The sequence below is a fragment of the Photobacterium sp. Hal280 genome, from assembly GCF_037162255.1.
Classification (GTDB): Bacteria; Pseudomonadota; Gammaproteobacteria; order Enterobacterales; family Vibrionaceae; genus Photobacterium.
Genome location: NZ_JARLUO010000005.1, coordinates 504,325 through 516,862, shown reverse-complemented (window position 1 = coordinate 516,862; position 12,538 = coordinate 504,325). Strand labels below are relative to the sequence as shown.

Annotated in this window: 13 protein-coding genes; 7 read left to right on the top strand and 6 right to left on the bottom strand. The window is 52.2% G+C overall.

The features are described from left to right. The first annotated feature begins 10 nt into the window (after positions 1-10). From gluQRS to panC, 5 genes are all read left to right on the top strand, one after another. Positions 11-901 carry a tRNA glutamyl-Q(34) synthetase GluQRS gene (gluQRS, locus tag P4S53_RS11565; RefSeq protein WP_337112800.1) on the top strand — a complete coding sequence of 297 codons (891 nt, stop codon included), beginning with the start codon at positions 11-13 and terminating at the stop codon, positions 899-901. Positions 902-1,000: 99 nt separating this feature from the next. Next, a complete protein-coding gene (pcnB, locus tag P4S53_RS11560) occupies positions 1,001-2,365 on the top strand; it encodes a polynucleotide adenylyltransferase PcnB (RefSeq protein ID WP_337112799.1) in 1,365 nt (454 codons plus the stop codon). Beyond that, positions 2,362-2,847, top strand: a complete 486-nt coding sequence (gene folK / locus P4S53_RS11555) for a 2-amino-4-hydroxy-6-hydroxymethyldihydropteridine diphosphokinase (protein ID WP_337112798.1) — start codon at positions 2,362-2,364, stop codon at positions 2,845-2,847. The genes pcnB and folK overlap by 4 nt, the downstream gene beginning before the upstream one ends. 25 nt (positions 2,848-2,872) lie before the next feature. Next, positions 2,873-3,667 carry a 3-methyl-2-oxobutanoate hydroxymethyltransferase gene (gene panB, locus P4S53_RS11550; RefSeq protein ID WP_337112797.1) on the top strand — a complete coding sequence of 265 codons (795 nt, stop codon included), beginning with the start codon at positions 2,873-2,875 and terminating at the stop codon, positions 3,665-3,667. A gap of 12 nt (positions 3,668-3,679) precedes the next feature. Then, on the top strand, positions 3,680-4,555 hold the full coding sequence (gene panC / locus P4S53_RS11545) for a pantoate--beta-alanine ligase (protein ID WP_337112796.1): 876 nt from the start codon (positions 3,680-3,682) through the stop codon (positions 4,553-4,555). 102 nt (positions 4,556-4,657) lie between these two features. Here panC and P4S53_RS11540 read toward each other — a convergent pair whose 3' ends face one another. Together P4S53_RS11540 and P4S53_RS11535 are read right to left on the bottom strand one after the other, a co-directional pair. Continuing rightward, positions 4,658-5,428: an ABC transporter permease gene (locus P4S53_RS11540; protein WP_337112795.1), complete on the bottom strand. Its 771-nt coding sequence runs from the start codon at positions 5,426-5,428 to the stop codon at positions 4,658-4,660. Further along, on the bottom strand, positions 5,425-6,348 hold the full coding sequence (locus P4S53_RS11535) for an ABC transporter ATP-binding protein (RefSeq protein WP_337112794.1): 924 nt from the start codon (positions 6,346-6,348) through the stop codon (positions 5,425-5,427). Before P4S53_RS11535 ends, P4S53_RS11540 begins: the two co-directional genes overlap by 4 nt. 173 nt (positions 6,349-6,521) lie before the next feature. Here P4S53_RS11535 and can point away from each other — a divergent pair, with 173 nt between their 5' ends. Beyond that, entirely contained in the window at positions 6,522-7,172 is a 651-nt protein-coding gene (gene can / locus P4S53_RS11530; protein ID WP_337112793.1) for a carbonate dehydratase, read from the top strand. 66 nt (positions 7,173-7,238) lie between these two features. Here can and hpt read toward each other — a convergent pair whose 3' ends face one another. After that, the gene (hpt, locus tag P4S53_RS11525; protein ID WP_027253643.1) at positions 7,239-7,772 is read right to left on the bottom strand and encodes a hypoxanthine phosphoribosyltransferase; all 534 of its coding nucleotides are present in this window, start codon (positions 7,770-7,772) and stop codon (positions 7,239-7,241) included. Between the two features lie 208 nt (positions 7,773-7,980). On the opposite strand from hpt, the gene P4S53_RS11520 reads away from it, so the two are divergent. Further along, the gene (locus tag P4S53_RS11520; protein WP_337112792.1) at positions 7,981-8,589 is read left to right on the top strand and encodes a TetR/AcrR family transcriptional regulator; all 609 of its coding nucleotides are present in this window, start codon (positions 7,981-7,983) and stop codon (positions 8,587-8,589) included. A 9-nt stretch (positions 8,590-8,598) separates the two neighbouring features. Here P4S53_RS11520 and P4S53_RS11515 read toward each other — a convergent pair whose 3' ends face one another. From P4S53_RS11515 to P4S53_RS11505, 3 genes are all read right to left on the bottom strand, one after another. Next, a complete protein-coding gene (locus P4S53_RS11515) occupies positions 8,599-9,636 on the bottom strand; it encodes an ABC transporter ATP-binding protein (RefSeq protein ID WP_337112791.1) in 1,038 nt (345 codons plus the stop codon). Continuing rightward, entirely contained in the window at positions 9,636-11,264 is a 1,629-nt protein-coding gene (locus tag P4S53_RS11510) for an ABC transporter permease (protein WP_337114468.1), read from the bottom strand. Before P4S53_RS11510 ends, P4S53_RS11515 begins: the two co-directional genes overlap by 1 nt. Before the next feature lie 152 nt (positions 11,265-11,416). Then, positions 11,417-12,430, bottom strand: a complete 1,014-nt coding sequence (locus P4S53_RS11505; protein ID WP_337112790.1) for a Fe(3+) ABC transporter substrate-binding protein — start codon at positions 12,428-12,430, stop codon at positions 11,417-11,419. Between the last annotated feature and the right edge of the window lie 108 nt (positions 12,431-12,538).

Genomic DNA, 12,538 nt, shown 5'->3' with positions numbered 1-12,538 from the left:
ATCCAACACCATGACAAGATTATCTCCGTATACTGGACGATTCGCCCCCTCACCTTCCGGTCCGCTGCACTTCGGGTCTCTGGTGGCGGCATTGGGCAGCTATTTGCAGGCACGATCCCGGCAAGGTCAGTGGCTGGTCAGAATCGAAGATCTGGATCCCCCGCGCGAAATGCCCGGTGCCGCAGACGACATACTGCGCACTTTGGACGCCTTTGGCATGACCTGGGATGGCAGCGTCATTTATCAAAGTCAGCGCCACGCCCTTTATCAGGCACAGATCGAACACTGGCTGGCTCAGGGCGATGCCTATTATTGCCGTTGCAGCCGCAAAGCGATCAAGGAAGCCGGCGGCTTTTATCCCGGTACTTGCCGCAATGCCGGTCTGGATGGCGCTCACAGTGCGGTCAGATTAAAAGTCGACCAGGCCATCACAGGGTTTCATGACCAGTTGCACGGCTGGATCGCCATTCCGGAAGCGCTGGCCTGCGAAGATTTCATCATCCGCCGCCGCGACGGCCTGTATGCCTACAACCTGGCGGTCGTGCTGGATGATATCGCGCAAGGTGTCACTGAGGTGGTCAGGGGCGCCGATCTGATTGAACCGACAGGACGCCAGATAGGCCTCTATCACCGGCTTGGCCAACCCGAGGTGAGCTATTTACATCTGCCGCTTGCCGTCACGGAAAACGGCAATAAACTGTCTAAACAAAATCACGCGCCGGCTATCGACACCCGTCGGCCGGGGCCGCAACTGTGGCAGGCGATGCGGTTTCTGGGAATGAATCCGCCAGCTGAATTGCAGCGCGCCGATCGCGACGACATTCTCCGTTGGGGGATCGCGCATTGGGATGTCGCGAACCTGCCGCCAACAACAGCGATCACGCTGAACCTAGCATCTTGAGGTGACTTGGGTATATGATATGCGGCTGTTCAGTCCGGCCTTATCACAATTACGAGGTGTGTTATCTTTAGTCGAGTCGCCAGCTTTTGCCGTAAAGTATTGACCCGAGAGCAAAAAGCTCTGGGTAACAAGGAGCCAAGCTTGCAAGTTTATCAACGCCAGGAGCACGGTATCTCCCGCAAAGACATCAGTGAAAATGCACTGAAGGTACTCTACCGCCTTAATAAAGCCGGTTTTGATGCCTATTTGGTCGGCGGCGGTGTTCGGGATTTGCTGCTGGACAAAGAACCCAAAGATTTTGATATTGCGACCAATGCAACGCCGGAAGAAATTAAGGCGCTGTTTCGCAATTGCCGCCTGATCGGCCGCCGCTTCCGTCTCGCCCATATTCTCTTTGGCCGTGACGTGATTGAAGTGGCCACTTTCCGCGGCCACCATGATGCAGGCGCCGTTAAGCTGCCAGCCGGCAAGCAAGCCATTGCTTCGCGCAACCATGAAGGCATGCTGCTGCGTGACAATGTCTACGGCACCATTGATGAAGACGCAGAACGCCGTGACTTCTCGATAAATGCCCTGTATTACAGCATCAAAGATTTCACTGTCAGTGATTACGCGAACGGTGTTGTTGATCTGCAAAACCGCCTGGTCCGCCTGATCGGCGATCCTGAGACCCGCTACCGCGAAGATCCGGTGCGGATGCTCCGCGCCGTGCGTTTTGCCGTCAAGCTGGATATGCAGATTGAAGCAAACACAGCAGCCCCGATCCTGGAACTGTCGACTCTGCTGAAAGACATTCCTGCCGCACGTCTGTTTGAAGAAAGCCTCAAACTGCTGCAGGCTGGCAAAGGGCTGGAAACTTACAAAATGCTGCGCGAATACAATCTGTTCCAGCAGCTGTTCCCGATTCTGGCCGAGCATTTTACCGAAGATCACAGCAGCCAGACCGAACAGATGCTTGAGCACATTCTGGCCGCCACTGACGTCCGAATCGCAGAAGGGAAACGCGTCAATCCGGCCTTCATGTTTGCGGCCATGCTCTGGTATCCGATGAATGTCCGGGCGGAAGAAATTGCCAGCACCAGTGGTCTGAGTGACTACGATGCCTTCATGATAGCGGCCAATGACATTTTGGATGAGCAGGTGAAGAACATTGCCATCCCTCGCCGTCTGACCACCACTGTGCGTGATATCTGGCAGCAACAGCACCGCTTCAGCCGCCGTTTCGGTAAGCGTGCCTTTGCCATGCTGGAACACCCTAAATTCCGCGCAGCCTACGATTTTCTGGAAATGCGTGGCCAGTTTGAAGGTCAAGACGTGGCTGAGCTGGCAACCTGGTGGCACAAGTTCCAGTTTGCTGAGCGTGACGAGCGCAATAAAATGGTGCAGGAGCTGGGTGGCGGCAATCAGCGTCGTCGCCGTCGTCCGCAGCGCCGCAAGAAACCGCAGGCGAAATCGGCCTCATGATTCGTGCCTATATTGCCATCGGCAGTAATTTGAATGATCCGGTGAACCAGGCTTACCAGGCACTGACGGCCTTACGTCAGGCCAGTGACGTGAGCGTGGTCGCCGAGTCCTCGCTGTACTGCAGCACCCCGATGGGGCCGCAGGATCAGCCTGATTACATCAATGCTGTGGTTGCCGTTGATACTGAACTGACACCACTGGCGCTGCTCGATCTGACGCAGCAGATTGAACAGCAGCATGGAAGAGTCCGCAAAGCTGAACGCTGGGGGCCGCGCACCCTGGATTTGGATATCCTGCTTTACGGCGATTTACAGCACCACTGTGAACGTTTAACCATTCCGCACTATGGCATGAAAGCCCGTGAGTTTGTGCTTTATCCACTGGCTGAAATTGCCCCTGAACTCGTCCTGCCTGACGGTACAGCGCTGACAGATCTGCTACCCGAGGTGGACCGTAACGGCCTGCGTGTGTGGTCATCCTGACACACCCGGGAGAAGGGAGATAACAATGAAGAAAATCACGATTAACGACCTGATGAAGTGGAAGCAGGAAGGTCGTAAGTTTGCCTCACTCACCTCTTATGATGCGAGTTTTGCCCAGCTGTTTGAGCAACAGGAAGTGCCTGTCCTTCTGGTCGGCGATTCCCTGGGTATGGTCCTGCAAGGCCAAACCGATACCCTGCCTGTAACGATTGATGAAATGGCTTACCACACCCGTTGTGTGCGTGCCGGCAGCCCCAACGCCCTGCTGCTGGCAGACTTGCCGTTCATGACCTACGGCACCCCTGAACAGGCCTGTGACAATGCCGCCAAGCTGATGCGTGCCGGTGCCAATATGGTGAAACTGGAAGGAGGCAGCTGGCTGGCAGAGACCGTCAGAACCTTGACCGAACGTGCCATCCCTGTGTGCGCCCATCTGGGTCTGACCCCGCAATCGGTCAATATCTTTGGTGGCTACAAAGTTCAGGGACGCGATAAAGAACGCGCAGACCAGATGCTGGCCGACGCCATTGCGCTGCAAAAGGCAGGCGCACAGATTGTCGTGCTGGAGTGTGTCCCCGCCTCGCTGGCCAAACGTATCACCGAAGCCTTAGACATTCCTGTTATCGGCATCGGAGCCGGTAACGTAACTGACGGCCAGATTTTAGTCATGCACGACATGTTAGGCATTTCTGCCAACTATATGCCGCGCTTTTCTAAAAACTATCTTGCTCAGACTGGCGATATCCGCAAAGCGGTTTCACAGTATCTGAAAGAAGTGGAAGCGGGAACGTTCCCGGGTCCAGAGCATACCTTTGAGTAAGGAAAACCCACCATGCATACTTTTGCTGACATTTCCCCTGTTCGTGAACAGGTTCGGGCCTGGCGCCGTGAAGGCCGCCGTATCGCCTTTGTTCCGACCATGGGAAATCTGCATCAGGGGCACCTGACTCTGGTTCGCAAAGCACGCGAACAAGCCGATATCATTATTGTCAGTATTTTCGTGAACCCTATGCAGTTCGATAAAGCTGACGATCTGAACAACTATCCTCGTACGCTGGAAGAGGATCTGGCCAAATTAAATGGTGAAGGTGTTGAACTGGTATTCACCCCAACACCGGATATCATTTATCCCAATGGCATGGACCGGCAAACCTTTGTTGAAGTCCCGGGTCTGTCTCACATGCTGGAAGGGGCGTTGCGCCCCAGTCATTTTCGTGGCGTCGCCACTATAGTGACCAAGCTGTTTAATATTGTGCAGCCAGATGTGGCCTGCTTTGGTGAAAAAGACTATCAGCAACTGGCGTTGATCCGTCAAATGGTCAACGATCTTGCGATGCCGATTGAGATCATCGGTGTACCGACAGTGCGTGAAATGGATGGCCTGGCAATGAGCTCTCGTAATGGATACCTCACCGTAGATGAGCGTCAGCGCGCACCGGTACTGGCCAAAACCATGCGCTGGATCAGCAGCCAGATCCGCGGCGGACGCCGTGACTTTGATGAAGTGGTGCTGGATGCCAATGATCAGCTGCGTGCTGCCGGTCTGGAGCCGGATGAAATTTACATCCGTGATGCCCGTACGCTGCAGGTTGTCGGTGAAGAAACCACGCAGGCGGTGATCCTGATGTCTGCTTTCCTTGGGAAAGCACGTCTGATTGATAATCAGGTTATTGAGCTGGCCGCTGTCTCGGCAGACACCACACACTAACCAAGCCTGTCAGACATCTGCGATACCCACCTGACGAAAACGCCCAGTTACCGGCAAAGTAACTGGGCGTTTTTATTGCGCCTTAACACCCGCGCTATCGGCTCAGGAGCGCAAACCTATCCCTTTTGATATCAGATAGTGGGCCAGAGCATACAAAGCCACCACAAAGGCCAGAAGCACGCTGAAGGCGGTACCGATACCGACATCGGAGACCCCAAGGAAGCCATAACGAAAGGCATTGACCATGTAAACAATAGGATTGAGCTTGGACACCCACTGCCAGAACTCAGGCAACAGATTGAGGGAGTAAAACACCCCGCCCAAGTAGGTCAAAGGCGTCAGCACGAACGTGGGAATAATGCTGATGTCATCAAAGGTTTTGGCGAACACCGCGTTGATCAGTCCTCCCAGAGAAAAAACGATCGAGGTCATGATCACAGTGGCAATGATCACGCCCAGATGCGCTATCTGCAAATCGACAAACAGCAGCGACACAACCGTCACTATCACGCCGACACCCAGTCCGCGCAGCACCCCACCGCCAATATAACCGGCGATAATGACAAAGTTCGGCACGGGGGCAACCAGCAACTCTTCAATATTGTGCTGAAACTTGGCACTGAAGAAAGAGGACGCCACATTCGAGTATGAGTTCGTGATCACAGACATCATGATCAAACCGGGCACGATATATTCCATATAGGTAAAACCGCCCATCTCACCAATCCGGCTGCCGATCAGACTGCCGAAAATAATGAAATATAAGGTCATGGTGATGGCTGGCGGCACCAGCGTCTGTACCCAGATGCGGGCAAAACGGTTCACTTCTTTACTGATTAAACTTTGAAAAGCAATCCAATACTGGTATCTCATGCAGACGGCTCTCCTTGACTCTGAGCAACAAGCGTCACGAACAACTCCTCAAGACGGTTGGCTTTATTCCGCATCGACAGGACCTCGATTCCCTGAGCACTCAGCTGGCTGAAGACAGCGTTCAGGCCTGTTCCCTTGTGAATGTCGATTTCCAGCGTGTGATTATCCGGCATTTTCCATGCCACACCATCAAGTTCAGGTTTACTGCCATTGAGAACAACATCAAGAATGAAGGTTTCCACCTCCAGCTTGGCCAGCAGCGATTTCATGCTGGTGTGTTCAATCAGCTCACCATGATTAATGATGCCGATATTACGGCACAGCATTTCGGCTTCTTCCAGGTAATGCGTCGTCAGAATAATCGTGACGCCCTGGCGGTTAATTTCTCGCAGAAAAGTCCACATCGAACGGCGCAGTTCGATATCCACCCCTGCGGTCGGTTCATCGAGAATTAACAGCCTGGGTTCGTGCATCAGGGCACGGGCAATCATCAGGCGCCGCTTCATCCCGCCTGATAAACTACGGGCACGCTCATTGCGCTTATTCCACAAATCCAGCTGTGTCAGGTACTTTTTCGCCCGCTCTTTTGCCAGCGCTTTGGGAACCCCATAAAAACCGGCCTGATTGATCACGATCTGCTCGACAGTCTCGAACTGGTTGAAGTTAAACTCCTGCGGCACCAGACCGAGCTGATTTTTCGCTTCCACCAGTTGCTTGTCGATGTCATAGCCAAACACTTTCACCTGACCGGAGGTTTTATTGACCAGGGAGCTGATCACACCAATCGTGGTCGATTTACCGGCACCATTAGGCCCCAGCAGCGCGAAAAAGTCCCCTTCTTCGACGGTCAGGCTCATATCCTTCAGGGCCTGCACCCCTGGATAGACCTTGTTTAAATCAGTAATTTCTAATGCATTCATACAATACGCTTTTTTATTTGGTATAAAGAGTAAAAAAATCAACAAATCGGATTTGCAAGCCGCCTCGCAAGTGTATAGTAATGACCTGTTTATCTTTGGCTTTGCAAGCGCATCATAGCAGCCGAAGCCTGACCAAAGATAAACAACCCAATGTAGCAAACTAAGGTGTTGTCATGGCAGAAATTAAACAGCTATTTGCAAATAACTTTTCCTGGTCGGAAAAGATTAAAGCAGAAAACCCGGAATTCTTTTCACATCTCGCGAAAGCGCAGCACCCTGAATATCTCTGGATCGGCTGCTCAGACAGCCGGGTTCCGGCAGAACGCCTGACTGGCCTGGACTCTGGCGAGCTTTTCGTGCACCGAAACGTGGCGAATCAGGTCATTCATACGGATCTGAACTGCCTGTCTGTGGTGCAGTATGCTGTCGATGTACTCAAGGTCAAACACATCATTATCTGCGGCCACTATGGCTGCGGCGGTGTGGCAGCCTCCATTGATAATCCGCCCTTAGGGCTCATCAATAACTGGCTGCTTCATATTCGCGATCTGTACCTGAAGCACCGCAGCGATCTGGGCACCCTGCCCCGTGAGGACTGGGCCGATAAGCTCTGTGAAATCAACGTGGCTTCGCAAGTATACAACCTGGGCAACTCGACCATCATGCAACAAGCCTGGGAACGCGGCCAGAAAGTGAAAATTCATGGCTGGGTGTACGGTATTGGTGACGGCAAACTGACGGATCTGGGCGTGACCGCCACAAGCCGTGAGTCGCTGGAAGTGTCCTACCAAAGCGCGATGGCAACGATTTTACCCCAAGAGTAACCCATGAAGTAAAAGCGACCCTCTGGTCGCTTTTACTTTTATCACGCGGCGAAAAACTGAAAACGATCAGTCTTCCAGCGGGATCACTTTTCCGATAAACCGCAGATGACGGTATTTCTGCGCATAATCGATACCGACACCGACCACAAATTCATCAGGAATTTCGAAACCAATCCACTCGGCATCCACGGCGACTTCGCGGCGCTCAGGCTTGTCCAGCAAAGTACAGATGCGGATTGAGTTCGGATTACGCAGAGCCAGAATTTCCCTGACTTTATTCAGGGTGTTGCCGGTATCAATAATATCTTCCACCAGCAGCACGTCTTTGCCTTCGATTTCATCATCCAGATCTTTCAGAATACGGACATCACGGCTGCTTTCCATCGCGTTTCCGTAACTGGAAGCCGTCATAAAATCCACTTCGTGCGGCAGTTCAATCGCACGGGCCAGGTCAGCCATAAAGACAAAGGAACCTCGCAGCAATCCCACCATGACAAGGTTTTCTGAGCCCTGATAATAGGCGGTGATCTGCTCTCCAAGCTCTTTAATCCTTGCCTGAACATCCTGCTCAGAAATCATGACTTCAATGGTATGCTTCATTTATCTCTCCATATGCGCATTTGGCATGCACATGGGTCTCAGTGATTACTAAAAAGCTATTCTACCATCCTTGAACAAGAAAAGTTATTGCTTCAATTATTCGAGCCATATGACACAACGGGTATAAATCAGATTGAACCAAATCCATTGCTGAGGTAGAGTTATTAAGCAAAGTGCATATAAATCGATTGGCTAGGGAATTTGTAGCATGGACACCATAGTTAAAAAAACGAGGACGCGTCTCTCACCTGAGAAACGAAAACAACAACTTCTCAAGTGTGCGCTGGAAGTCTTTGCCCGCCGAGGTATCGGACGCGCAGGACACGCCGACATTGCTGATATGGCCAGTGTCTCAGTGGCAACGGTTTTCAATTATTTTCCGACCCGTGAGGCACTTGTTGAGCAAGTTCTGTCACAGGTGGAAAGAAACTTTAATGAACTGCTGAATCTGTGCCTGGGAGAAGAACACGATACCCTTCATAGTCACCTGAGCTGCATCACCGGCTATATGATTGATGCGGTTATCGAACAGCAGGACTGGTTAAAAGTATGGTTTGAATGGAGCACTTCTGTCAGGACTGAAACCTGGCCGCAGTTTCTTGATGCAAACCGTCCGAACCTGAAACAACTGACCAATATCTTTGAGCAGGGTAAACAGGATGGTCAGCTCAGTACGGAGATCACCTCTTATGATCTGACCTGGCTGCTTCATGGCTTATGTTATGTGCTGTATTTACGCGCCAACATTGAGCCTGACAAAAACAGCATGCAAACACAGGCCGACGCTTACATCAGCCTAATGTTCCCGCAGGCATAACTGCTGCCGTTAACTGGCAGCAGCAAGTATCCTGGGCTGGTATAAATCCAGCTCTACGGATACGCGTTGACCGGTTTGCAGGATCATGGGGGTATTCACGATCAAGTGGTGCCCCTCATAGTCTACCGTGTAGCGGCAACTGTCGCCCATGAACTGCTGTTCCAGAATCCTTCCTTCACCGTCTTCAATCGGTGTCAGCTTCAGGTTTTGCGGCCTGACAAGCCACTCAACATGCTTACCTTCACCAAATGTCACGGCTTTTGCCAGATCAATACGGCCAAAGGGCGTCAGTAATCCATCCTGACCGATAGTAGCCGGCAAATACGACCCCGCCCCCAGAAAATCGGCCACAAAACGACTGCAAGGTTGATAGTAAAGCTCCGCTGCGGTACCAAACTGTTCGATTACGCCATTGTGCATCACGGCCAGCTTGTCCGCGAATGCAAAGGCTTCCTCCCGGCTGTGCGTCACAAAGATAGCCGTGACCCCCTGCGCCTTGAAGATCCGCCGTATTTCCCGAATCAGGCCATGGCGAACCTGGGTGTCAATATTCGAAAACGGTTCATCCAGCAAGATCAGATCAGGCTCGCAAGCCAGAGCCCGCGCAATGGCAACACGCTGCTGCTGGCCACCCGATAACTGGTGCGGGTAACGCTGACCAAGGTTTTCCAGCCTGACCAGCGACAGCATTTCTTCTACTTTGGTCTGCGCACTGTTTTTTTCCCAGTCTCGCAGGCCAAAGGCTATATTTTCCGCCACAGTCAGGTGGGGAAACAGCGCATAATCCTGGAAAATCATCCCTATATTGCGATGCTCCGGCGGCACCCAAGTCACTTTATCCACCACGGTACGGCCATTAATCCGCAACTCTCCCTGCTCTTGCGGCAATAAACCGGCAATGGCTTTCAGCAGAGTCGTTTTTCCGCAGCCGCTGGCCCCTAACAAACAGATGATTTCATTGTCTTCCACCACCAGAGACAGATTTTCCAGTACGGCGTGACCGTTATAACGACAGGTCAGATTATGGACAGATAACGCATGACTCATCAGTGTGATTGCTCCAGTGAACGGTTTACGACAACCAAAGGTACCAAGCCGACCAACACCAGCAGAATGGCTGGCATCGCGGCCAGCTCCAGCTGCTCATCAGAGGCATAGTTAAAAACATAGGTTGCCAGAGTTTCAAAGTTAAATGGACGCAGTAACAGCGCGGCGTTCAGCTCCTTCATCGACTCGATAAAGACCAGCAGACCCGCTATCAGGCAGCCCCGCCGGATGAGCGGCAAATGTACACGCCTGAGCATAGACATGGGCGCACACCCCATCGTCTTGGCGGCCATGTCCAGCGACGGCGGAATTTTGGCCAGGCTGCTTTCAATACTGCCGACGGCAACCGCGCCAAAACGCACCACAAAGGCAAAAATCATGGCAAACACAGAGCCGGAGAAAAACAGCCCGGGCCGTCCCCACCCCATGAACTGAGTGAAGTCATTCAGCCAGTGATCGGCCGTGGTCAGTGGGATCATCACACCAATTGCCAACACAGTACCCGGCACGGCGTAACCCATCACACTTAAACGCATCGGCGCGATGCTGGACCGGCGGCCATCCAGACGATGATAAAAATTGACCAGCAGGGCGACAGCAACGGCCAGTAAAGCGGCACTCACCGCAACCATCAGGCTGTTGATACTGAACTGTCTGAACTCTGAGTTCCAGCTCTGGTCAAAATACTGCCAGGCATAATAGAGCAGCTGCAGCAGCGGCAGGATGAAAGCCAGACCAATCAGCCCCCAACACCAGCTTAGTGCCAGCACTTTTTTCCAGCCGGACAAACGGTAACGGACATCTTCATTCGGCTCACTGTGCTGCTGAAACAGTTTTTGCCGTCGACGACTGAATCGCTCTGCACTGATCAGCAGAAAAATGGCCAGCAGCATCATGGCGGAAATTTTTGCCGCCGCGTTGAGATTGGAATAACCCAGCCAGGTGTCGTATACCGCCGTTGTCAGTGAATGGACGGCAAAGTAACTGACGGTCCCGAAATCGCCTAAGGTTTCCATGGCAATCAAAGACAGGCCGACCGCAATGGAAGGCCGAGCCAGAGGCAAAGAAATGCGCCGGAAGCTTTCCAGCGGCGAACAGCGCAGTAAACGTGCAGATTGCAGTAAACTGGCGCTCTGTTCCATAAAAGCCGTACGGGCCAGCAGGTAGATATACGGATAAAGCACCAAAGCCAGGACCAGACACGCACCACCTAAGGTGCGGATATCGGGAAACCAGTAATCCTGATAACTCTGCCAGCCAAACCAGTCGCGCAGCAGAATTTGTACCGGTCCGGCATAGTCGAACCAGTCAGTGTAGATGTAGCCGATGATGTAGCCCGGCATCGCCAGCGGCAGTACTAAGGCCCATTGCAGCCACTTTTCACCGGGCAGCCGGCACATGGCCATAAACCAGGCGGCGGGCAAGCCAAACAAAGCAGCCAATAACGCGGTGCCGGTGACCAGCACCAGTGTATTGAGGGTATAGGTCCCCATCACTGTGCTCATCAGGTGCGCAAACACCTGATCCGATTCCCCCAGCGCCGTATAGAAAATGGCGAAAATGGGTAAAACCAGTAAAACACCAAACGTCCAGCCGCTGGTTTTCCAAATAGGGTATCTGTCTTTCATTGCCGACAACTTTGTATCCTTGAGCTGACACGAGAGAAGCCTTGCCCAACCAAGGGGCAATACATGCGTCCAAGCGGTTCGCGAAAAAAACGCCCCCAAAGATACCAGACAATAGATAAAAAGGGGCCTACCGACCCCTGTTTTTCTTCTACTTACAGATCAAACTGTACTTCATCCAGCAATTTGGTTGCTGCATTGTGATACTCAGCGATCTTCTCCAGAGGCAGAGTATCAGCCTTAAAATCCCCCCAGGACGCCACCAGCTCAGAACGCTCGACCCCCGCTTTCACCGGGTATTCAAAGTTCACTTCAGCGTACATGTGCTGAGCTTTGTCTGATGTCAGGAATTCCATCAGTTTCTGAGCATTGGCTTTATTCGGCGCATACTTAGCCATCGCCATCCCGCTGATATTGACATGGGTGCCATTGACCTGCTGACCCGGGAAATTGATGTAAACCGCTTCTGCCCACGCTTTCTGATTTTCATCGCTCAGCATATTCCCCAGGTAGTAGCTGTTACCAATGGCCAGATCACACAGGCCTTCTTTGACCGCTTTCACCTGACCACGGTCGTTGCCCTGAGGTTTACGAGCCAGATTCGCTTTCACCCCTTCAAGCCAGGTTTTGGTTTCTGCTTCCCCGTAATGGGCAATCATCGAAGAAACCAGAGAAATATTGTAAGGGTGCTTACCGGAACGGGTACAGATTTTGCCTTTCCACTCAGGTTTTGCCAGATCCAGGTAATCAAAACTGGCTGGCAGACGACCAACACGTTCCCGGGATGAGTACACACTGCGGGTACGTAACGTCAAAGCAAACCACTCATCATCAGAATCGCGGTACTGAGCCGGGACATTCTGGTCAATCACGTCACTGTCAACGGCCTGAACCAGGCCTTTATCGCTCAATTCTGCCAGGCGGCTGATGTCAACGGTCAGAATCACATCGGCCGGGCTGTATTCGCCTTCCTGAGCCAGTTTTTCAGCAATGCCATCTTTGGCAAACTTTACATTGACCTTAATGCCGGTTTCATCCGTAAATTCTTTCAGCATCGGCTCAATCAAAAACGGCTGGCGCAGAGAGTAGACGTTGACTTCTTCGGCTGCCTGAACCATTTGAGGTGCCGACAATCCCAGTAAGACAGCAGAAGCGAACAGTTTTTTCATTGAGCATTCCCTTAATACAAAAATGAATGATAACGTTTATCAGTATCGCTCAATTATACTGTAGCTGCTTCAGCCAACAATGTGTTGAAACAAATGAACACAAAAAAA